At 56.7% G+C, this 22,154-nt stretch carries 22 protein-coding genes and 1 tRNA gene; 3 read left to right on the forward strand and 20 right to left on the reverse strand.

The features are described 5' to 3' along the window. Positions 1 to 25: 25 nt before the first annotated feature. From yajC to EDB94_RS13690, 16 genes are all read right to left on the reverse strand, one after another. Positions 26 to 388 carry a preprotein translocase subunit YajC gene (gene yajC, locus EDB94_RS13615; RefSeq protein WP_053115014.1) on the reverse strand — a complete coding sequence of 121 codons (363 nt, stop codon included), beginning with the start codon at positions 386 to 388 and terminating at the stop codon, positions 26 to 28. A 29-nt stretch (positions 389 to 417) separates the two neighbouring features. Further along, positions 418 to 1,539: a tRNA guanosine(34) transglycosylase Tgt gene (tgt, locus tag EDB94_RS13620; RefSeq protein WP_108018983.1), complete on the reverse strand. Its 1,122-nt coding sequence runs from the start codon at positions 1,537 to 1,539 to the stop codon at positions 418 to 420. A 14-nt stretch (positions 1,540 to 1,553) separates the two neighbouring features. Beyond that, a complete protein-coding gene (gene queA / locus EDB94_RS13625; RefSeq protein WP_108018871.1) occupies positions 1,554 to 2,657 on the reverse strand; it encodes a tRNA preQ1(34) S-adenosylmethionine ribosyltransferase-isomerase QueA in 1,104 nt (367 codons plus the stop codon). Positions 2,658 to 2,692: 35 nt separating this feature from the next. Next, a tRNA-Leu gene (locus tag EDB94_RS13630) sits at positions 2,693 to 2,779 on the reverse strand. Between the two features lie 82 nt (positions 2,780 to 2,861). Then, positions 2,862 to 4,085 (reverse strand): flagellar hook-associated protein FlgL, encoded by a 1,224-nt coding sequence (gene flgL, locus EDB94_RS13635; protein WP_108018870.1) that lies wholly within the window; start codon positions 4,083 to 4,085, stop codon positions 2,862 to 2,864. 18 nt (positions 4,086 to 4,103) lie between these two features. Continuing rightward, positions 4,104 to 6,134 (reverse strand): flagellar hook-associated protein FlgK, encoded by a 2,031-nt coding sequence (gene flgK / locus EDB94_RS13640; protein WP_062784675.1) that lies wholly within the window; start codon positions 6,132 to 6,134, stop codon positions 4,104 to 4,106. Positions 6,135 to 6,139: 5 nt separating this feature from the next. Further along, positions 6,140 to 7,126, reverse strand: coding sequence for a flagellar assembly peptidoglycan hydrolase FlgJ (gene flgJ / locus EDB94_RS13645; RefSeq protein ID WP_108018869.1), 987 nt, complete (start codon positions 7,124 to 7,126; stop codon positions 6,140 to 6,142). A gap of 8 nt (positions 7,127 to 7,134) precedes the next feature. Further along, a complete protein-coding gene (locus EDB94_RS13650) occupies positions 7,135 to 8,232 on the reverse strand; it encodes a flagellar basal body P-ring protein FlgI (RefSeq protein WP_014576890.1) in 1,098 nt (365 codons plus the stop codon). Then, positions 8,229 to 8,921, reverse strand: a complete 693-nt coding sequence (flgH, locus tag EDB94_RS13655) for a flagellar basal body L-ring protein FlgH (protein ID WP_373274848.1) — start codon at positions 8,919 to 8,921, stop codon at positions 8,229 to 8,231. Before flgH ends, EDB94_RS13650 begins: the two co-directional genes overlap by 4 nt. Before the next feature lie 28 nt (positions 8,922 to 8,949). Then, positions 8,950 to 9,738 carry a flagellar basal-body rod protein FlgG gene (flgG, locus tag EDB94_RS13660; protein ID WP_014576888.1) on the reverse strand — a complete coding sequence of 263 codons (789 nt, stop codon included), beginning with the start codon at positions 9,736 to 9,738 and terminating at the stop codon, positions 8,950 to 8,952. A gap of 82 nt (positions 9,739 to 9,820) precedes the next feature. After that, on the reverse strand, positions 9,821 to 10,573 hold the full coding sequence (locus EDB94_RS13665) for a flagellar basal body rod protein FlgF (protein WP_014576887.1): 753 nt from the start codon (positions 10,571 to 10,573) through the stop codon (positions 9,821 to 9,823). Between the two features lie 76 nt (positions 10,574 to 10,649). Beyond that, positions 10,650 to 12,548, reverse strand: coding sequence for a flagellar hook protein FlgE (locus EDB94_RS13670; RefSeq protein ID WP_014576886.1), 1,899 nt, complete (start codon positions 12,546 to 12,548; stop codon positions 10,650 to 10,652). Positions 12,549 to 12,575: 27 nt separating this feature from the next. Then, positions 12,576 to 13,253, reverse strand: a complete 678-nt coding sequence (locus tag EDB94_RS13675; protein WP_108018868.1) for a flagellar hook assembly protein FlgD — start codon at positions 13,251 to 13,253, stop codon at positions 12,576 to 12,578. Between the two features lie 18 nt (positions 13,254 to 13,271). Continuing rightward, positions 13,272 to 13,721 carry a flagellar basal body rod protein FlgC gene (flgC, locus tag EDB94_RS13680; protein WP_014576884.1) on the reverse strand — a complete coding sequence of 150 codons (450 nt, stop codon included), beginning with the start codon at positions 13,719 to 13,721 and terminating at the stop codon, positions 13,272 to 13,274. Between the two features lie 34 nt (positions 13,722 to 13,755). Next, a complete protein-coding gene (gene flgB, locus EDB94_RS13685) occupies positions 13,756 to 14,154 on the reverse strand; it encodes a flagellar basal body rod protein FlgB (protein WP_108018867.1) in 399 nt (132 codons plus the stop codon). A 238-nt stretch (positions 14,155 to 14,392) separates the two neighbouring features. Further along, a complete protein-coding gene (locus tag EDB94_RS13690) occupies positions 14,393 to 14,944 on the reverse strand; it encodes a nitroreductase family protein (protein ID WP_014576882.1) in 552 nt (183 codons plus the stop codon). Positions 14,945 to 15,099: 155 nt separating this feature from the next. Between EDB94_RS13690 and EDB94_RS13695 the strand changes: the two genes are divergently transcribed. Together EDB94_RS13695 and EDB94_RS13700 are read left to right on the forward strand one after the other, a co-directional pair. Further along, on the forward strand, positions 15,100 to 15,411 hold the full coding sequence (locus EDB94_RS13695) for an Mpo1-like protein (protein WP_053115004.1): 312 nt from the start codon (positions 15,100 to 15,102) through the stop codon (positions 15,409 to 15,411). Between the two features lies 1 nt (position 15,412). After that, positions 15,413 to 16,852: an adenylate/guanylate cyclase domain-containing protein gene (locus EDB94_RS13700; protein WP_108018866.1), complete on the forward strand. Its 1,440-nt coding sequence runs from the start codon at positions 15,413 to 15,415 to the stop codon at positions 16,850 to 16,852. A gap of 30 nt (positions 16,853 to 16,882) precedes the next feature. Here EDB94_RS13700 and queF read toward each other — a convergent pair whose 3' ends face one another. Genes queF through EDB94_RS13715 form a run of 3 tightly spaced genes read right to left on the reverse strand, consistent with a single transcriptional unit; the run spans position 16,883 to position 19,436 of the window. Beyond that, positions 16,883 to 17,701: an NADPH-dependent 7-cyano-7-deazaguanine reductase QueF gene (queF, locus tag EDB94_RS13705; protein WP_108018865.1), complete on the reverse strand. Its 819-nt coding sequence runs from the start codon at positions 17,699 to 17,701 to the stop codon at positions 16,883 to 16,885. 14 nt (positions 17,702 to 17,715) lie between these two features. Beyond that, complete coding sequence (locus tag EDB94_RS13710; protein WP_108018864.1) at positions 17,716 to 18,489, reverse strand: ABC transporter permease; 774 nt, start codon at positions 18,487 to 18,489, stop codon at positions 17,716 to 17,718. Continuing rightward, on the reverse strand, positions 18,486 to 19,436 hold the full coding sequence (locus EDB94_RS13715) for an ABC transporter ATP-binding protein (protein WP_014576877.1): 951 nt from the start codon (positions 19,434 to 19,436) through the stop codon (positions 18,486 to 18,488). Before EDB94_RS13715 ends, EDB94_RS13710 begins: the two co-directional genes overlap by 4 nt. A 261-nt stretch (positions 19,437 to 19,697) precedes the next feature. Between EDB94_RS13715 and EDB94_RS13720 the strand changes: the two genes are divergently transcribed. Beyond that, positions 19,698 to 20,813 (forward strand): organic solvent ABC transporter permease, encoded by a 1,116-nt coding sequence (locus EDB94_RS13720; protein WP_108018863.1) that lies wholly within the window; start codon positions 19,698 to 19,700, stop codon positions 20,811 to 20,813. Here the strand turns inward: EDB94_RS13720 and EDB94_RS13725 are convergent. Then, positions 20,803 to 22,110, reverse strand: coding sequence for an HD-GYP domain-containing protein (locus EDB94_RS13725; protein WP_014576875.1), 1,308 nt, complete (start codon positions 22,108 to 22,110; stop codon positions 20,803 to 20,805). The two genes, EDB94_RS13720 and EDB94_RS13725, sit on opposite strands and share 11 nt — an antisense overlap. Positions 22,111 to 22,154: the final 44 nt, after the last annotated feature.

Here is a 22,154-nt window from a genome sequence, read left to right on the forward strand (position 1 = left end):
GGATGGCCGGCTAAATGGCCCCCGCTCAGATGTCCTTGAGCGTGCCCTTCGGCAGCGCCGCAGCAACGGCTACTTTCTGGACCTTGATCTCTACGTTGTCAGCAACTTCCACAACGATGAAATCGTCAGTCACCTTGGTAATTTTGCCGGCAACACCACCAGAGGTCACAACTTCATCACCTTTATTCAGGCCGGACATCAGAGCCTTGTGCTCTTTCGCACGCTTGGACTGCGGGCGCCAGATCAGGAAGTAGAAAATCAGGATGAAGCCGGCGAAAAAGATCACCTGGCCCATAACACCCATTCCCTGAGCAGCCGGGTCCTGCGCCATGGCAAGAGCAGGCATCAGAGCCAAAAGGCCGGCAACGAGCATTTTAATAGCTTTCATTGAATATCTCCGTTGGTTTAGCGAATAAATCAAACATTGCCCAGGGGCGGAACGGTCTCTCCGCGCAGAGCATAGAAGTCGGTTACAAAGTCCGACAATGTACCTGCTTCAATGGCCCCACGCAATCCAGCCATCAGGTTCTGGTAGAACCGGAGGTTGTGGATGGTATTCAGTTGTGAGCCAAGCATTTCTCCACATTTATCCAGATGATGGAGATAACTTCTCGAAAAATTCTTACAGGTATAACAGTCGCAGCGATCGTCCAGCGGCGCGGTGTCATGACGGTGCCGGGCATTGCGGATTTTTACGATCCCGGTTGACGTAAATAGATAGCCATTCCTGGCATTGCGGGTAGGCATTACACAGTCGAACATGTCGACACCGCGACGTACCGCCTCGACGATATCTTCCGGCCGGCCCACGCCCATCAGGTACCGCGGCTTGTCCTCCGGCATTTTCGGCGGCAAGTGGTCGAGAATCCGGATCATGTCTTCCTTGGGCTCGCCAACCGACAGACCGCCAATGGCGTAGCCATCGAAGCCGATCTCTGTGAGCCCTTCCAGAGAGCGATCCCTCAGGCCTTCGTACATGCCGCCCTGAACGATGCCGAACAACGCCGCAGGGTTACCCTCGTGGGCATCTTTGCTTCGTTGCGCCCATCGCAGCGACAGCTCCATGGAATCTTTTGCCTGACGCTCGGTGGCCGGATAAGGCGTACACTCGTCAAATATCATAACGATGTCCGACCCGAGATCCCGCTGCACCTGGATCGCAATCTCCGGTGACAGCTCCACCGGCGAACCATCTACCGGAGAACGGAAGGTAACGCCGTCCTCGGTGATCTTGCGCATCTCACCCAGACTGAACACCTGGAAACCGCCGGAATCGGTCAGGATAGGCCCATGCCATTGTGTGAAATCGTGAAGGTCGCCATGGGCCTTGACCACCTCAGTACCGGGCCGAAGCATCAGGTGAAAGGTGTTCCCCAGAATGATTTCAGCACCGATTTCGTGGATATCGCGGGGCAGCATACCCTTGACCGTGCCGTAAGTGCCGACAGGCATGAACGCGGGGGTCTCAACGGTTCCGCGGGGAAACGTCAGCCGGCCACGGCGAGCGCGCCCATCCTCGCCCAGTTTTTCGAACGACATGAAACAGGTTTGTGTCACAAAGCCTCCCCGGCATTATCGTTACCGGCTTCATTGGATTCCACGGTCGCCCCGAGCAACATGCCCCGGCTGGGTTCCTGACCGTTGATAAACATGGCGTCACCGTAACTGAAAAAGCGGTAGCGTTCCTTTACCGCTTCCCGGTAGGCCGACATGACGTTGTCATAGCCGGCAAACGCGCTGACCAACATGATCAGGGTGGATTCCGGCAAATGGAAGTTGGTGATCAGGGCGTCCACGGTCTGAAACCGGTAACCCGGGTAAATGAAGATGTCGGTCTCGCCCGTGAACGCCCTCAGGCGACCACCACGGCTGGCCGACTCAAGGGAACGAACCGACGTGGTACCTACGGCAACCACACGCCCTCCCCTTGCACGGGTTCGTTCGATGGCGTCGACGGCATCCTGGGGAACGTTCACCACCTCACTGTGCATGGTGTGATCCTCGATTTTATCGACCCGTACCGGCTGGAATGTGCCGGCACCGACGTGCAGGGTCACAAAGGCACTTTCAATGCCGCAAGCGGCCAGTTTCTCCAGCAAGCCCTCATCGAAATGCAGACCCGCCGTGGGGGCGGCTACGGCGCCTGCTTCCCGGGCGTAAACGGTCTGGTAGCGTTCCCGATCGGTGGATTCGTCCGGACGGTCCACATAGGGCGGCAGTGGCATGTGGCCAATCCGATCAAGCACCTCAAGCACTGGTTCCTCAGTCTCACAGACGAGATGAAACAGCGCTTCGTCCCGCCCCGCCATTCTCAAAGAAGTGCCATCTTCAAGGATAACCTTCTGCCCCTGTTTCAATGCTTTTGAGGCACGGACATGGGCGATGATGTCATGTTCTCCGGTTACCCGCTCAACCAGAACTTCTACCTGGCCACCCGTCTCCTTCTTGCCAAAAAGGCGCGCAGGAATCACCCGGGTGTTGTTAAAAACCAGCAAGTCGCCGGGCTGAAGCAGGTCAGGGAGTTCACTGAATATTCGGTGGTCAAGCTTGCCAGAGAGGCCGTCGAGACAAAGCAGCCTGGACGCGCTGCGATCCTTGAGTGGATAGCGGGCGATCAATTCGTCCGGCAGGTCAAAATGAAAATCGGAGACATTCATGGAATGGACTGTTAACGACGCCGAAGAAAAGAAGATGGTAGCGGCGGGCGGACTCGAACCGCCACGGGTTTTACCCCAACGGATTTTGAATCCGTCGTGTCTACCAATTTCACCACGCCGCCATCGGAGAGTGTTGGGGATTATACTGAGCTAAATCGCGAAAGCAATAAGCCAGCGGACACAACTGCCCGCCGGCTCAGAGTTTTACAATCGATCGAACAGTGACAGCTGCGAAACCTGGGCAAACGACTGCTGGGCCGCCTGCAACACGAAGCTCTGGAAACTCAGGGTGCTGATGGCCTCTGCGTAGTCCACATCCTGCAGCTGGGACCGTATTTCATTGCTGTAGACCGACGAATCCTCCAGGAATGACTTGGTCGATTCCACCGCGTTCATCCGGCCTCCCAACTCCGTCTGCTTGAGGATAATGCTTTCCTGGGCGTTATCGAGGTTGATCAGGGAATTGGCAATCAGGTCGTCGTACTGGGCCTGCCCATCCGGACTGCTCTTGTCGATGTTGTTCAAACCGGAAATCAGGTTCTCAATGGTGCCGAACACCGACTGTTTTTCGTTGATCTTCAGCGTAAACACATCCCCCGCACCGGGAACTGCATCTGTCAGAGTCACTTCAACACCGGCAACTTCAAAGGGCTCACCACTTTGATAGGTTGCTGGATCCACCGTCAACACATCACCCTGGCTGTCCGTAGCGATAATATTGCCACCGGCATCAACCTCAACCGTGATGTCGTCCGGGAATGAATTGGGGTAGGCGGCAGCCAGATCTGCCTCGTTAACCAGCTTGACGCCTGAAATAGAAGCGCCCGGCGTGCTCACCGTGCTGTGTTCGCCGGTGATGGCCGCAGGAACTCTTACGAAAATGTCCTTGCCGTTATCGCTGATCGGAACGGTGACACCATCATCGATTTCGAGGACTCGCTGCCCCTCGTCGCCCTGGTAAACCCAACTGCCTGAGGGCTCCTGCTCAAAGGCCTTTACCGAGCCCTGGAATCCGCTAAAGATGTATTCGCCGGAGGCATCACGGGTATTGGCAATATTGGCGAGCTGGCCCAGGCGTTCCTCCAGCTCCGAAGAAATCGACCGCCGGTCGTTGGCCGACAATGACCCATTACCCGCCTGAACCGTCAGCTCCCGGATCCGCTGAATCACATCGATCGAACTTGAAAGAGCATTTTCTTCCTGTTTCAGACGGTTGTCCGCCAGGTCGACGTTACGCTGATAGGTTTCAACCCGCGAAAGCTCCTGATCCAGCTTCAGAATGCGCGCCGCAGCGACCGGATCGTCGGAAGGTTTGTTTACCCTCTGGCCAGTCGAGATCTGTTGCTGGGTGTTATTCAGGCTGGTATTGAGCTCCTGGAGCCGATTAATGCCGCCTGAAAAAATCTGCTGTGATGAAATTCTGATCATGTCACATCACCTCAACCGTTACCGGAAACTCTGTAACAGGGTATTGAACAAATCCTGGGCTACCGACATTACCTGGGCCGATGCATTGTAGGCGGCCTGATACTGGATCAGGCGGCCGGCTTCCTCATCCAGGTTAACGCCGGATACAGATTCCCGCTGATTGGTCGACTGTTCCAGAAGGGTTTTGCCGGCATCCACATCCAATTGGCTCTGGCGTGTTTTAACACCGATATCTTCAACAAGCCCGGCATAGCCCTCGGAAAAGTTCTGGCTGCCACCATTCAGAGTGTTGGCCGTGCCAAGAGCCGCCAGCAGTTCCGCATTCCTGTTGTCCGAAACACCGTTGGAGTTGTAATTGATCTCGAAGGTGTCACCGTCAGCCGGCTGGCCCGTTATCTTGAACTGGAAACCCTGGTACTCGGCACCATCCGCCGGATTGTCGCTGAACAGCTCATTGGCAACGCCCGGCGTGTAGGGCCGGTTTGCCGGACCTATTGGGTTTCCACCGCCGTCCGTAACCGTGAACACCAGGCCGGTTCCCGGATCGTCGAATGTTACGGTAATGGGCCCGTTCGCCAGTTGCCCGGTCGATTGGAACGCGGGCAACAGGGAGTTGGTGAAGGGGTTCCTGACGTTAAGCATGGTGCCCTGATCAATCTTGCCGGTACCGATATTGTCATCGCCGGTGGTCGCGCGAACCGGACTTGCGAAAGCCAGATCCTCCTCCCGATTGACCACCAGCCCGATGCTCTCCGCCGCATTCCGGCTTGGTTGAATCAGATATTTGTCTCCGGCATTGAACGTGCCGCCCTCCACCCGGATGTTGAAACCGGGCATGGAAATCTCAGACTGGGGCGGATCGGGCAACCGGCCCTGATTGACGGTTCTTCCAGTACCCTGATCAATCAACTCGTAGCTTCGCCCATCGCCACTGAACTGGAGAGTCCAACGGCCTGCCGGAAGCGCCGAACTGTCGGTTATCTCGACGGCCAACTGTCCGTTGGTCGAGGGCGCATTATTTCCGTTGGGGACCACGCGGCTCCGTTGCGCCTCGAGCGAATTGATATCTGTGAAGAACAGCCCACCGAGTTCGCCCTCCAAATCCATCCCGATTTCATGCTGGTGATTCATGGTGTCGGAGAGGGCAATGGCAATCCTGCCAAGCTCATCGAATGCCGGTTTCAGACCTTCGGTATCGAAACGCAGGAGACCGCCCAGCTTGCCGCCGGTGATCTGTTCATCAATATTGAGGAGGCGTCCACCGTTGCTCAGCGTGAACTCCAGACGTGTCGGATCTTCGGCATTTTCCCGGGTGCCGAGGGTCGAAGCGTTACTGCCAACCACCAGGGACAAACCGTTCGACAGAGACACGTTAACCTGGCTACCGTCTGCCGGGCTGACTTTTATGCTAATAAGCTCCGACAGCTGCCGCAGTTTCTCATCCCGCTTATCCAACAATTCATTGGGCATTTGCCCCTGGGCAATGCCGGGTGATTCAGAAATCGCCAGGTTCAGCTCCGCAATGCTTTTCAGCAGGGTATTCGCGTCTTTCACACCCTGCTGCATCTGGGTCTTGATGGATTCCCGCTGCTGGATGAATTCCTGGTTCAGCGCCTGGAAACGGTTTACAACCTGCTGTGCCTCACTCAGGACCAACTGGCGCTGTGGCAAGGAAGTCGGATCTTCCGCGGCATTCTGAAGGCTCGCAAAAAAGTTGTTCAGTGCATTGCTGAGGCCGGTAGATTCACCCCCGAGCAGGTTATCAAGCCTGGTCAGCTCCGAATTAAGGGCCTCCTGCTCTCCGTACAGGGTGCTGTCTTCACGCACCTGTTGAACCAGGTATTCGTTGGCCAGGCGGCGAATGTCCGCCACGTTCACGCCGCTGCCTATGGTGCCGGCACCAGTGCGCTGGCCTTCCTGGGTTTCAAACAGCACTTCCTGGCGGCTGTAACCCGGCGTGTTGGCGTTGGTTATATTGTTGCCAGTGGTGTTCAGTGCGGCCTGGTGACTGAGGATGCCGGTCAGACCAATACCTATGAGCCCTGCCATAAGCTTTACTCCTTCATCCCGTCACTGCCCATGGACAGCGTCATCAGTGAGTCACGGTTCATGATCTGGCGGATCTTGTTGCCGTAGTTGGGGTCGGTTGCATAGCCGGCTTCCTGCAGCTTCTCTGCGAAAACCTCAGGCTGGTCTGCTACCGACAGGACGTCCCGGTATCGGGGATTGGATTCCAGGAAAGAGACATAATCCCGGAAGCTGGATTCGTAATCCCTGTAGGCCCGGAAGCTGGCCTGCTCTTTCATGGGCAGCCCTTCCCGATATTCCGTGGTGGTAATGGAGACCGCATCACCCTGCCAGCGGCTGTCCGCCTTGATGCCGAAGAGGTTAAAACTGGGCTCGCCCTGCTCCCCACGGATCATATGCCGGCCCCAGCCTGTTTCCAGGGCCGCCTGGGCTACCATCAGTTTCGGGTCTATCCCCGAGTCCCGGGCAATCCGTTCGGCCACCGGCAGCAGCTCTGCCACGAAATGCTCCGGAGATTCGAATTGATGCGGCAAGTCCGACGGTGTCGACGTCACTGCTGAAGGCGCTTTCTGTGCAACCGACGTTACCTCCCGAACCCGCTCGGGTAGCTCGGCATTCAGGGCGGGCAGGCTTCGGTCGTAATCCGCAAGGCTCGCCTTGTGGCCAGCGAGCCTGCCTCCTTCATCGTTCATGCCGGGAATCTGTTTGCTCAACTGCCGGACCAGTGCCTCCGCAAGGCCACTGCCCTTGCCCCCAGCCATGGTCAGACTCATCTGGCTGTCGAACATATCCCGGTAAAGCTCGGACTGATTGCTCTTCAGGTAGTTGCCCTCAGCAAAGACATCGCCGGCCTTGCGCATGGACTTCAACATTTCAGACAGGAACAGACTCTCGAACTGGCGCGCCACCTCTCGAAGAGCGGACTCCTTATCAGTGCGAGCCTGGGCCTTCAACGCATTAAGACCGTTGAAGTCAGTGTAAACCTGGGCCTGTTGAACCTTGTAGTCCTGCATCACGCCACCTAGATAACAATCAGTTCGGCGCGCAGTGCACCGGCCTGTTTCAAGGCTTCAAGTACCGCCATGACATCACCAGGCGCCGCACCCACCTGGTTCACGGCCTGAACGATCTCGTTCAGGGTGACGGCGGGGCCGAACTTGAACATCCGTGCCGGCTCCTCGGTAATGGCAATCTGGGAATCCTGCTCAATGGCGGTGTCTCCACCGGCAAAGGGATTCGGCTGCTCCACGTTGGGGTTTTCCTGAATGGTCACCGTCAGATTGCCGTGAGTAACGGCTGCTGCACTGACCTGAACATTCTGGCCAACCACGATGGTGCCGGTACGGCTGTTGATGACCACTTTCGCGGCATCCTGAGCCGGATCAACCTCGATATTTTCGAGAATCGACAAAAAGCTGACCCGTTGGGAAGGGTCTCGCGGTGCGCGGACGGAAATCGACGTGGCGTCGTGGGCATAAGCCATATCCGGGCCGAGACGATCATTGACAGCCTCGACCACCCTGCGAGCCGTTGTAAAATCCGGGCGCAGCAGATGGAAGGTGATGGTGTCGCCCTGACTGAATGGCGAAGCCACCTCCCGCTCAATCGTGGCGCCATTGGGAATCCGCCCAACGCTGGGAACGTTCACGGTGATTCGGGAACCGTCCTGCCCCTGTGCGCCGAAGCCACCCACCACCAGACTGCCCTGGGCCATGGCATAGACCTGTCCATCAGCACCTTTCAGTGACGTCATCAGCAAGGTTCCGCCGCGCAGACTGTCGGCGTTGCCGATGGACGACACAGTGATGTCGATTTCCTGCCCCGCTTTGGCGAAGGGCGGCAATGTCGCACTCACCGTAACGGCCGCGACATTGGCAAGATTCGGATTGACGCCTTCCGGAAGCGTCACGCCAAACTGGTTCATCATGTTCCTGAAGGTCTGATTGGTAAACGGCGCCTTGTCACCGGTTCCATCAAGACCAACCACAAGGCCATATCCCACCAACTGGTTGTTGCGGACACCCTTGATTCGGGAAAGATCCTTCAGGCGGTCTGCCAAAACCGGGGCAGAAACCACAGCCAGGGCAAGAACCCAGACAATGACACGGCGCAAGCTCATAGCGGCCACCACTCACTGTTGAAGAAGCGAGCCAGCCAGCCCATCTGGTTTGCCTGGTCAAAATCACCAGTGCCTCCATAGGCGAACCGGGCGTCCGCAATGCGATTGGATGCCACCGTGTTATCAGGCTGGATGTCCTGGGGGCGAACCAGACCCGTCAGGCGGATGTATTCATCACCATTGGTCAACGACAGCCATTTCTCGCCACGAATACGAAGAACACCATTAGGCAATACTTCGGTCACCGTCACCGTGATGCTGCCGGCGAGGCTGTTGCTCTGATCTGCTTCTGCCGCGCCCTGGAAATCCCGCTCGTGGTTGAACGACGTGTTTATCCCAAAGTTGTCCTTGCCCAGAATGGTCGGGTTCGGCAAGGTCGTTTCATTGTCCTTGGTGATGCTGGTCTCGGCATTTTTGCTGGCGCTGGTGGATTCCTGCAGATTCACGGTCAGCACATCACCCACGTTCAACGCCACGGTATCGCCGTAGAAGTTGTAGTTTCGGGAGACCTGGTAAATAGACCCCGAAGCGCTATCACGCTGCATCATGGCCTGGGGGCGAACCGGCGCAAACTCCGGGTCATCCGGAACTGCCCGCGGGCGACTCATCGCTGTGCACCCCTGCAACAGGATCAGAAGCATCACAATCACCAGAGTGCTGGCGCTTCGAACTGTCCGATGGGTTGTCATCAGTTTCATGACCTCACCTCTGGCCGCATTAGCCGATGTTCTGAGTGATGAACTGGAGCATCTGGTCGGTTGTGGAAACCACTTTCGAGTTCATCTCGTAGGCACGCTGGGTGGTAATCATGTTCACCAGCTCCTCCACCACCTCAACGTTGGACGACTCCACGGAGCCCTGCTCGATACTGCCGAGTCCGGCCAGCCCGGGTTCACCTTCGGCAGGATCGCCACTCGCGTTGGTCGCCTTGAACAGGTTGTTGCCGATGGCCTGCAGGCCCTGGGGGTTGATGAAATCCACCAACGTAATCTGGCCAAGGTTTACCGGTGCTGCCTGATCGTCCGTTACCGCCGTCACGGTGCCATCTTTACCAATGGTGATATTGGTGGCGTTCTCCGGCACGTTGATGGCGGGCTCCAGAGGGTAGCCATCCGGGTTCACCACATCGCCATCAGCGTTGAGCTGGAACTGGCCGTCGCGGGTGTAGGCGATCTGGCCATCAGGCAACTGCACCTGCAGGAAGCCACGGCCATTGATGGCCATATCCAGGGGCTGCTCGGTAATCTGCAGGTTGCCCTGGGAAAATTGCTTGGCCGTACCCACAACCCGCACACCGGTGCCCAACTGCAAGCCGGAAGGCAGTTCCGAGTTCTGGGTTGTCAGGCCACCCGGCTGCCGGTTGATCTGGTACAGAAGATCCTGAAACACGGCTCTGTCCCGCTTGAAGCCAGTGGTGTTGACGTTCGCCAGGTTGTTGGAAATGGTGGACATGTTGGTGTCCTGAGCGCTCAACCCGGTCTTGCTGACCCATAGTGCTGGATGCATGCTGCTTACTCCTTGCCGGGGGCTGTCAGGCGGCCATTTTTTGCCGCTTCAGGCCCGCCAGGCCAATGTGTTCAGTCGTTACTTAAAGGTTCTGCAACAGCCGTGCCGTTGCTTCGGAATTCTCGTTCGCGGTGGTCATTACCTTCACCTGCATCTCGTATTGCCGGGACAGCTGGAGGTTGGAGATCATCTCTTCCACCGCGTTCACGTTGGAGCTTTCAAGGAATCCTGAGGCAACCCGCTGGTTTGCATCCGGTGGCTCGGGCCCATCCAGAGCCTGATCCGGCTTTCGGCGCATGTGTCCGTCAAGACCTTTCTCGAGGGCTTCCGGCGGCGGGCTGACCAGCTTCAGCCGGTCCACTTCAACCAGCTGGTCCGGTGGCCCACCGACAGGAACAATTGAGACAGTGCCATCGGCGCCAATCTCGACATTGTCAAAAGGAGGCAGCGCGACCGGCCCACCGTTGCCAAGCACCAGTTCGCCATTGGCAAGGCGCACCAGTCCGTTGACATCCACCTGGAGACTGCCACTACGGGTGAAGACTTCCTCGCCCTGATCGTTCTGAATGGCAAGCCATCCCTCACCTTCCACAGCCACATCCAGTTTGCGCCCGGTTTCCATCAATGCCCCGGCGGACAGGTCCGTGCCGGGCCTCTCTGTCATGGCATAGGCACGAGTCGGGTGGTGTTCCCCGTAGACAGGCATACTGCGGGCCTGGGCGAAGTCTTTCTTGAAGCCGGTGGTACTGACGTTCGCCAGGTTATTGGCATGGGCCTGCTGGGCCAGCATATTCTGCTTGGCACCAGACATACCGATGTAGAGGGCTTTGTCCATGGGAAAACTCCTGCCGGAATTTTGACTGTTTCCAGTCTTCCTGCAGGAGTCATGCCATTTTCGCTAGATTGCGGGATTAACGGAGGTTGATGATGGTCTGGGTGACCGCATCAGAGGTTTCTATGGTCTTGGCGTTGGCCTGATAGTTCCGCTGAGCGATGATCAGGTTAACCAGTTCCGCCGACAAGTCCACGTTGGATTCCTCCACAGAGCTGGCCTTGATAGAACCCAGCGTGCCGGTATCCGGGGCACCAATGATCGGCTGACCGGATTCGAACGTTTCCACCCAGGACGTATCGCCTACGGGAGACAGACCGTTGGTGTTATTGAACGAGGCCAACGCGACCTGGCCCAGAGCCTGGGATTGGCCGTTGGTGTATCGGGCAAACAGAACACCTTGATCCGATACGTCCAGACCAGAAAGCCGGCCAGTAGTATAGCCATTCTGCTGTTGGTCGTTCACGCCAAACGCAGCGCCATATTGCGTTGTGCCACTGAGATTGATCACAAAAGCCGATGTTGTCGGTGGCTCAGGAATGGGTGTTACTACCACCTCGCCGGCAGCAGGAGGGCCATCCGCCCCATTTGGCTGGCCGTCGCTGTCTTTGGGTATCCAGTCATCAATAACGATTTCGCCACTGGGGTCGCCATCGATCGACTGAAGAGCACCGTCCTGATCGAATCTTGCAGTGTAGGGAGTCACGTCGGTGCCACCAACAAACTCGCCATCAATCTGGGCATACACCGACCATTCGCTCACCCCGACACCATTGCCTGGGGACGGATTCTTCACAAAGAACTGTGTGAGTTCGTGGGAATTACCCAGGCTGTCGTAGATCGTGGTGGATGTAGCGTGGTTATAGGTACGCTGATCCAGCGGATTGAATTGATTGGTGACGCGGATTGGCGACGCGTTGAACGCAACCTCAAAATCATTGTCAGCGGTGGTTGATGTGATTCCCGCCACCGACCGGTCCGCAGTCACGTTAACATCACCTTCGACGGTGCCGGTATCGCCGTTGCCATTGCCGTCGGCAAAGGTAAAGTCGAGCGTCTCACCCTGGTTATGAATCACTCGCAGAACATCGCTGCCCCCGCCTCCGGTGACAATCGAGGCGGAAATTGCGGTCTCGCTGGAGTTGTTGATTGAATCAACCAGATCCTGCAGGGAATTGATATTTGACGTGTCCAGGGTCAGCGGCGAACCATTGATATCGAGGCTGAATGAAAACGAACTGGCGCCGGAGATGAAGGCGTCATCAAGAGCCGGCGTGCCGTCGAAAGTCGCCGTCGTCGTGGCCGAAGCACTCAATCCAGGCGCATCGTTTATAGTGGAGGCCGCTTCACGGGCACTGGCTGCAGGGTCAATATTCACGTTGAAGGCGGGCGAGCCGTCCGAATACTGCACATCAAAGCTCTCGCCCTGTATGGAAGCAAGAGTGAGAGGCCCGACATCCCGAACACGGGTTTCCAGCACGGACTCCCTGGAATCAAGATTCAGATCGGAGTCGAGGTTTGTCGTCCTTCTCGGAGCCAGGTTGTCTGTTGCAATCTGCAAATCTCCCCGGATGCCAGACAAGTTGCCGTCCTCGTCCGCGGTGTATCCCTGTACCCGCATATTCTGGTTGTTCGTTACATAGCCTTCCTTATCAATGCCGAACTGTCCTGCGCGGGAATAACGAATCTCGCCGCCGTTGTTCAGGATAAAGAAACCATCGCCGGCAATCGCCATGTCCAGGCCATTGTCAGTGAAGCTGATGTTGCCCTGCCCAAAAGACTGCTTAACGTCCTGAACCCGGACACCGTCGCCGATCGGGTTGGTGCCTGCGCTCAGGAACCCGCTTGCGTATAGATCGCCAAACTGCGCCTTGCTGCCTTTGAAGCCGACGGTGCTGGCGTTTGCAATATTGTTGCCGGTGACGTCCAGATCCACCGATGCCGCACGAAGGCCGCTCAAACCTGTATTAAATGCCATGGTTCACCCCTTGGTGTTTCACCGGTCTCAGTTAATTTGTTTCACGTCAGACAAGGCGATGGAGCCCATGCCTGCAAGATTCAGGGTTATCGAGCCGCCCTGGCCCAGGGATACGCTGTCCACATTAGCGCTCACCATAGTGCCCAGCTGCTGCGGGCCATCTGGATAGGAGGCTTCTGCCACAATGCGGTAGGGCCCAGGCGGCAAGGCATTGCCGTTACCGTCCTGGCCGTCCCAGCGGAAGGACACAACACCTGCCTGGCTGCTGCCCATGTCGATTTGCCGCACCCGCTCGCCATTCTGCCCTTCGATGGACAGGCGGAGCCCACCTGTCGAAGCTGGCACCTGAATGGTTCCGGTAATTTCACCTTCGGCACCAAGGATCCCGATCTGGGAAGGTGCCAGCACGGTTTTACCCACCATGGCCGACGCTTGTAGCGCCTGGGTGGATCGGAACTGGCCAACCACATCCTCAACCGTGCCGGAGAGATTCTGCATCTCCTCCAGTGAGCTGAACTGTGCAAGCTGGGAGATAAACTCGCCGTTGTCCTGGGGCTCCAGCGGGTTCTGGTTTTTCAATTGCGCCAGCATCAATTCCATGAATTCGTTCCGGCCCAGCTCGCTGGTGCCCTGGCCGCCATTCTGTTGCTTCAGCTGGTACTGGCTCAGAACATCCGACGCGTCTGTTGCATTTACTGCAGTCATGTTGTGCTCCTCACCCTGTTACTGCTGACCAAGAGTCAGAATGCGCTGCATCATGGACTTGGCTGTGTTCATGACATCCACATTCATCTGGAAACTTCTGGACGACGACATCATGTCCGCCATCTCTTCGACCACATTCACATTCGGGTAGAAGACATAACCGTCTTCGTTGGCCGCCGGGTGATGGGGCTCGTAACGCATCTGAAGCTCCGCATCACTCTCGACAATACCGTCAACCCTCACGCCGGCACCTGGCCCCTCATCGGCAGCCATGGGCAAGCCTCCCTGCCCGGGATTCATCAGAGACTGCTGAATCGCCGAGAAAACCGGCTTCCTGGCACGATAGGTTTCCCCCGTGCTGGAACTCGCCGTTTCTGCATTGGCAATGTTGGACGCGGTTGTATTCAGCCGCAGTGATTGCGCGGTCATGCCGGAACCGGCGATGTCAAAAATGCTGCCCAGTGACATGTCAATTCTCCTTCGCTAATCCTGTGACTGCGGCTTATTCGCCCTTGAGGGCTTTGGTCAAACCGCTGAACTTGCTGTTCAAAAACTGGAAGCTGGCCTGGAAATCCATGGCGTTGCGCATGAACCGGGTCTGCTCCTGCTGGGCGTCTACCGTATTGCCGTCAACCGACGGCTGATGGGGAACCCGATACATCAAATCGCTTTCCGAGGCCGATGGCGAGGTATCTATGTGCGCGTCATGGGTTTTGGCCATCTGGAATCCGCTGACCTGCTCCTGGGCCTTCTGCATCATTGCCTGGAAATCCAGATCCCGCGCCTTGAAACCCGGGGTGTCGGCGTTCGCCAAGTTGTTTGCCAGCACTTCGGCGCGTTTAACACGCGCTTCAACCGCGTGTTGATGAATGCCCAGAGCCGAATCAAACGTAATTGCCATGTTGCCTCCCGAAAACTGCACTGGTATGCCGAGCTGTTTTTGCCGGCTGTGCTCTTTGACAGGACTAAAGCAAGCTGAATGCCAGAATTATGGTCAGGTGTTAATTTGTCAGGAAACCCAGTGTTGGCAGGCCCTGCAGAGAATCCGAGTAGCGGTTACGGGAAAGGAGAAAGGAAAAGGGCAAGAAAAAGCGGCAAGCTGCTTCCCCCGGCAGAAGCCGGGGGTATTCAACAAGGTCTCAGGGCCAATGGCTCACAAACTCGTCCACCGCCGGTCTGGGCACAGACGGCTTGGATGCCGAGACCGTTCCGGTGTAGAGAAAGCCAACAATCTGTTCATGCTCTTCCAGGCCCAACCCCTGGTGAACCGAGGAGTGGTAGGCAACGCCGCCTGTTCTCCACATCACGCCGAAACCGGCATCCTGAAGGGCAAGCTCAACAAAACTCATGCCGGCAGCTGCCGACATGACCTGCTCGATTTCCGGTACTTTGGGATGCGTCCTGGGCGACGCGATACCAACGATGACCATGGGTGCGCGAAGGGGGGCACGCCGGAGCTTCTCGATTTCTTTCTCATCGCTGTTATTGGCACAGGTGGACGCAAACAGCTCTCCCAGGGCTTCAAGGCCTTTACCCTCGATCACCAGATAGCGCCAGGGCCTGAGCAGTGCATGGTCCGGTGCACGCGCCGCGCAGGAAAAGGCCCTTTCGAGGGTTGTCGAATCCGGCGCGGGTGATTCCAGCCTCGGTTCAGAGGAGCGGTTCAGGAGGAAATCGGTAACTGCGGTCATATCTGCTCGCTGTTTAAAGACTGTTGAAATATAGGTACGAACACAATTCATGGCTGTGAATTGTGGGTTCTACGTAATGCTGTTAACCTTTAGTCGTAGTCGGGTCTACCAACAATTATAAATGACGCGGTCGTACAACGTTGAGTGGCAACACAATGAGCAACCAGCAAACCTTCAATAACTTTTCCGAATTTTATCCGTACTACCTCGAAGAGCACAGCGACGTCACCTGTCGCCGCTTGCATTTCGCTGGAAGCCTCCTGGTCCTGATAGTCGCCGTATGGGCTCTGGCTTCGGGTAAGCTGTTGTGGCTCCTGGCCTTGCCGGTCATAGGCTATGGCTTTGCGTGGGTTGGTCATTTCAAGTTTGAAAAAAATCGCCCCGCTACCTTCAAATATCCACTGTACAGCCTTATGGGTGACTGGGTCATGTTCCGCGACATGCTCATTGGCAGGATCCGTTTCTGAAATGATGAGTGCCCCGGCAGACCTGCGTAATGCCAGTAGCTCAGCTGGCAGGGCCCTCTCGTCCGAGGCGGCGGGCAACCCGATCGCCATTCCCCCGATGCCCGATTACAATGGCCGGGTACTGGCATACACCTCAACCGCCGCCATTATCGTAACCGGCGTTCTACAGGGCGCCTTTCCGCAATGGCTTCTCTGGCTGGTTGCCGGGGCCCTCACCTGGCCCCACATCGCCCATGCCCTGACCCGCCGCACTTTCCTCAGGAATTCGCCACGCATCCGTCAGAAAATGCTGATATTTGATTGCGTGGTTGGTGGGGCTTTCATTGGTTGCATCGGGCTGATCGTCATCCCCTCCCTCGCCGTTGCACTGATGCTGATGTTCAGTTGCCTGATTGTTGGTGGTATCCGTCAGTGGGTCCTGGGCACCGGCTTCATGGCGGCCTCCATTGCGGGGGCGGTTGCTATCGTCGGCCCGGCAGACGGACCACACTCGCCCCTGCTGACCAGTATCGTGTCGATTTTATCCACCGGGCTTTATATTTGCGTTACGGCTTACTATTCCCACCAGCAGGCACGGGCGTTGATGCTGGCAAAGACCCAGATCCAGAACCAGCGGGAGCAGTCCATCGCGCTCTCACACAAACTGTCCAAATATCTCTCGCCTCAAGTCTGGCAGTCGATCTTCACCGGTGAGCGGGACGTGAGACTGGAAACCCAGCGCAAGAAATTGGCGGTGTTTTTCTCTGACATCAAAGGCTTCACCGAGTTGTCTGAGGAAATGGAACCCGAAGCACTGACCGAGCTGCTGAATCACTACTTCAATGAAATGTCGGAAGTTGCTCTCAAGTATGGCGGCACCATCGACAAGTTCGTTGGTGATTCCATCATGGTGTTCTTTGGCGACCCAACCAGCCGTGGCCAGAGGGAGGACGCATTTGCCTGTGTCTCCATGGCCATCGAGATGCGCAAGCATATGAAAATCATGCGGCAGAAATGGCGCAGCCAGGGCATCAAGACCCCGCTGGAAATCCGCATGGGAATTAGCACCGGTTATACCACGGTTGGTAACTTTGGCGCCGAGAACCGGATGGATTACACGATTATCGGCAAGGAAGTAAACCTGGCCAGCCGGCTTGAGTCCCTGGCGGAGCCGGGCGAAATCCTCGTTTCCTACGAAACCTTCGCGCTGATCAAGGACAAGATCATGTGCAGAGACAAGGGCGAGATTACCGTGAAGGGCTTTGGCAAGCCGGTGCCGATTTACGAAGTGGTCGACTTCCGGCGCGACATGGGGCCCAACCGAAGCTTCCTGGAACACGAACATAGCGGCTTCGCCATGTATCTCGATTCGGACAAGATCACCGAGAAAGAGCGGCGGGCCATCCTGACCGCTCTCGAAGATGCTGCAGATCGCCTGCGGCGGGAAGAGGATGTTTCCTGAGGCGCTTCCCTGCGCTCAAACAGAATCCTGCTACTGACGTATCAACCTTGGGCCGGCATCCCCGCCGGTTTCCGTGCTTCGCCACGGATTGATATCCAGCCCGCCCCTCCGTGTATACCGGGCAACCACGGTAAGCGACTCCGGGTTGCATCGCCCCATCAGATCGGTAAACACGGTTTCCACGCAATGCTCGTGGAAATCCTGTTTCTGCCGGAAGCTCACCACGTAACGCAACAAACCACCCCGATCGATTTTCGGTCCGGTGTAGCTTATGAGGAGTGTCGCCCAGTCAGGCTGACCGGTTACCGGGCAGTTGCTCTTCAACAGATGGGAGCAAAGCCGTTCTGTCACCACCTCCCCACTCGCTGAAAGCGCCTCAGGCGCGTATTCAAAAACCACTTCGCTGACCGGCTCGTCATCAATGAGCTCGAAGCCCTCCGGCCGGCCAATCACTTCACCGGATTCGTCGACGCTCAACAGATTCACCTGAACAGCACCGCCGCAGGCGCTGGAAAGATCCTGGGTAATCACCTCCGCGACCTGCTCCCGAGAAGAGTAGACCGCCTGGTTCAACGAATTCAGGTACAGCTTGAGCGATTTGGACTCAATGATTGCGGGCGAGGCCGCCGGAAAAACAATCTCCGCCCAGGCCACTTCCGGCACGCCGCTTGGACGCAGCCAGGAGATTTCCCAGGCCTGCCACAGATCCTCGCCAAACCAGGGCCATCGGCCATCCTCCAGACCAAGGCGGCGGCGATTTTCCTCTCTCGCCACCGGGAAAAGCAGCCCAGGATCGTAGCTGTCCGGGTAGTCGCTTGTCTTGCCAAGCGGGGCGTCGTTAAGTGCCATAGTGGTTCCTGAAATCAGTGGCGAATGCCTTTACCACGCTCCAGCATTCTGAGAGCGATGAATGCCAGTACGGAGATGAAAACCAGAATCATACCAAGAGAAACAAACGGATTAACGTCTGACACGCCCAGAATGCCGTACCGGAAGCCGTTGACCATGTAGAGGATAGGGTTGGCCATGGATACGCCCTGCCAGAACCCCGGCAGTAAATCGATGCTGTAGAACACGCCACCCAGATACGTCAACGGGGTCAATACGAACGTGGGCACAATGGAGATGTCATCAAACTTGGTCGCCAACATGGCGTTGATAAAGCCACCCAGGGCAAACAGTGCCGAAGTCAGAAATACCGTCAGAACCATCATTGGCAAGTTGTGGATGGACAGGCGGGTAAACGCCAGTGACAACAGCGTGACAATCAGCCCGATGCCGAGGCCTCGCGCCATGCCACCGGTTACATAGCCGGCCAGGATTACCCAGTTCGGCACCGGCGACACCAGAAGCTCCTCGATACTGCGCTGGAACTTCATGGAGAAAAATGAAGACACCACATTGGCATAGGAACTGGTGATCACCGACATCATGATCAGCCCCGGCACAATGAAAGACATGTAGTCGAAGCCGCCCATCTCCCCAATTCGGGAGCCGATGAGGTTGCCGAAAATAATGAAATACAGGGTCATGGTGACTGCGGGCGGCAACAGGGTTTGCGCCCAGATGCGGGTAAACCGGCGTATCTCCCGGAAAACGATGGTACTGAAGGCGGTGAAGAGCGCTTGTGGCGTCATGCTGCACCCTCCACGGTTTGAGTTGACTCCGCAGCGTTCTCTTCGACCATGCGAATAAACAGTTCCTCCAGCCGGTTGGCCTTGGTCCTCATGCTGACCACTTTGATGCCCAACCGTTCAAGCTCCACGAACACCTGGTTGAGCCCCTGCCCTTTCTGCACTTCCACCTCGAGAGCACCTTCTCCGTCCAATCGAGTCGGGAAACCATTCAGTTCAGGCGCGGCATCAAGGGTCTTCTCGGTGTCCAGAACAAAGGTTTCCAGGCTTAGTTGCTGCAGCAGGGCCTTTTTGCTGGTGTTTTTCAGAATCTTGCCGTGATCAATAATGGCAATATTGCGGCAAAGGGCTTCCGCTTCCTCCAGATAATGGGTCGTCAGGATAATGGTGGTGCCCTGACGATTCATTTCTTCCAGAAAGGTCCACATGGACCGACGAAGTTCAATATCTACGCCGGCAGTCGGCTCGTCCAGGATCAACAGTTTGGGCTCATGAACCAGGGCCCGGGCAATCATCAGACGACGCTTCATACCGCCGGAGAGCATACGTGCCGGGGTGTCCCGCTTCTCCCAGAGTCCGAGCTTTTTCAGATACTTTTCAGCCGACGCCGAGGCCTGTTTAAGAGGAATTCCGTAGTAGCCGGCCTGGGTGGTGACAATGTCGAAGACCTTTTCGAACTGGTTGAAGTTGAACTCCTGCGGCACAACACCAAGGTTCAACTTGGCATCCGAGAGATGGGTGTCGGTGTCATATCCGAACACCCGCACCTTTCCCGCTGTTTTGTTAACCAGGGAGCAAACAATACCCAGGGTGGTCGATTTGCCTGCCCCATTGGGCCCCAGCAAGGCAAAGAAGTCCCCCTCGGCGACGTGCAGATCAATCCCCTTGAGAGCCTTGAAGCCGTCACCATAGGTTTTGGTGAGGCCCTCAATTTCCAGTGCATTGGTCATAACTCATCCCGATTCGGTGAAAAACGGCAAAGAACGGCCCTCGCCGCCAGCCAGAATTTAGATTGCTATTTATTGTGACAAAGTCGCTGATTTCAAGGCCCTTATCGGCCGGAGGCATGCCCGGACCAATAACGGAAACTGCGACAGGAATCCCGATATGAGGCAAATCACGCCCCTATAATGCGGTTACAACAATTTACAAAAGAGGCTGCTGCACCCCGGGTGCAGGCGCGCTGAAACGAAGGGAATGTACGTTCAACCATGAGATCCGTTCACCGCACCCGACTTACGTTCACCCTGCTGGGCACACTTGCTCTCTCCGGCTGTCTGGATGACGGCGGAGGCTCCGGCGACGACAGGAGCACCGGCCGAGTCAATTTCAATGGTTTTAACGGTCTTTCCTATCAGACTGCCAGTCAGTCCGGCACCACGAACACAGCGGGAGAATTCCGCTACTACCCCGGCGAAACCCTCACGTTCAGGGTTGGAGACCTGCCGCTGGTTAGCGATGTACCGGCCAGGCAATACGTAACCCTGCTCGAATTTTTCGAGACCACCCGCACAGGGCTGAAAACGCCAATGGTGGATGATGAGGGATTGAGCACCCACACGCTGACTGAGCAAAACGTTCTGGAGAATACAACGCTGATGAACCTGTCCCGGTTCCTGATGCTCCTGAACTGGAGCCAGAATGTTGCTGAGGGCGACGGTATCGATATCCGCGACCGGGTTATTAGGCAGTTGAACGCGGCCCTTCCGGGCCTGACAGCGCCGATTGATTTCAGTGTCAGCGAATCCGAATTCACGGCCAACAACCCGATGTCTCCCGCCAATCAGCTGCTTGCCGCGATCTGTTTTTACCCCGAGGACGATGAACTCTGTGAGGAGCCGCCCACCCAGGAGGAAATCGACAACGCACCGCCACGACCGGAGAATGATGAGGATCGCGATCCTGACATTGAATACAGTGAAGACCTGCAGGCCAAAAAGGACCGAATCGAGAATGCCGTGCGAACCATGGAAGACATTGATTCGGAGGATGCCCAGACCTATCTCACCCGGGAACTCAAGGCGATCAGTACAACCGTCGCAAACCGATATTTCCTGGATGAGGACGTTGCCAGTCATCCGGCTACTGATACAGCCCTGAAGCAGGTTGCGGTTCGAAAAATCGGGGGCGGACTTTCCCTGGCGGAGCTGGAGGCCATCAGCACACGCCCGCAGGATATCCAGATAAATTCAGCCGACTGGCAGAGCGGAGAGGTGGAGTATTTTGTCGCCGGCCCCTCCGGCGGTGAGTCCGAGCTGCTGCTCAGCTTCCGTCCGGAGGATACCTATCGGTGGGTTCGCAAACAGCTGCGAGTGCTTATCCGCTGATCAGGCGCGAGAGGCTCCAGCGTGATTCCACGCCGGTCACGTCGTAATAGGAAGGATCAAGGCCTTCCGTACCGTGCGGCAGACAATCGCGAACCCGCACGGTTTCTGGCGCTTCCTTGCCTTCGTTGTATCTGGCCAGATCAATAATTTTGGCTGTTTTCAACGGCCTTGAGGCAGCATCGGTCATTACCATTACCCGCGGCCACAAACGGCGCTCAGGGGAATGGGAAACCACAATACCGCGCTGACCATCGGTCAGCTCAACCAGACTCCCGGTGGGATAGATACCGATCGCCTGGATGAAATTCTCGACCAGGTCCTCCTGGAACTCGATATTGCGCATCTCATAGAGCAGCGTGACCGCTTTTGCCGGTGTCATCGGCTCGGCATGAGACCGGGGCGCTATCAACGATTCGAAAAATTCCGCGATACCGGCAACCTTGGCCAGCAATGGAATCCGATCGCCGCGGACACCCTCCGGAAAGCCGGAACCGTTATGACGTTCCCGATGCCCCTGAACCACACTCAGCACGGCACGGGAGAGCCCGCTGTTTTCAAGCATCCTGACTCCACGGCCAACGTAACTCCGGTAGGTCAGATACTCCTCTGAGCTCAACTGGCCTTCCCGCGCCAGCAACTCGGCAGGCAGCGTGGTCTTGCCCACCTGGGACAGCAGGCAACCCAGGCCCAAATGGTTCAGCAGCCCCTCGTTCAACCCGAGATGGCGCCCACACACCAAGGCCCAGACAGAGGTATTCAGTGCATGCCGGTACAGGTAGCTGTCGTGAGCACGGGTGCGACTGAGCCACAACAGAGCGTCTGGCTGGCGAACAACGCTACTCACCATTTTGCTGGTGATCGCAGCGATCGGCCGGAGATCTGGCACGCCATCGGCACGAAGAGTCTCGAAAAGCTGATCCAGCGCGCCTTCCATATCGTCAAGCAGGCGCTTTGAGGTTTTCATTTCCTTCTTGAGACTGGTAACGGTTTCATACGTCACTGGCTCGCGAATACTCAGAGGCGGCAACTGGAGTTGCTCCCGCCCACCCCTGCGCTTGCCTTGCAATGTTCCGAAAGCCGGCTTGCTTCCGCCTTTTACCTCTTTGGACTCCCTTGCTTCCGCCACATCGACCAGAACCCATTTGCAGTGGGATACCAGTGCACGAATGTCATCCTGGGACCGGATATGGAAACCCTGAATCGGAAAGGGGGTCTGATGCCATGGCCTGTCCAGATCAGACACGAACATGCCCACTTCCAGATCATGAACTGCGACTTTTTTCTGTTGGACACCCACGGGCCACCTCACACAACAAACTTTTCGATAGCTACCATTCTGAC

This window comes from Marinobacter sp. 3-2, from assembly GCF_003751355.1.
In the GTDB taxonomy this organism is placed as follows: Bacteria; Pseudomonadota; Gammaproteobacteria; order Pseudomonadales; family Oleiphilaceae; genus Marinobacter; species Marinobacter adhaerens.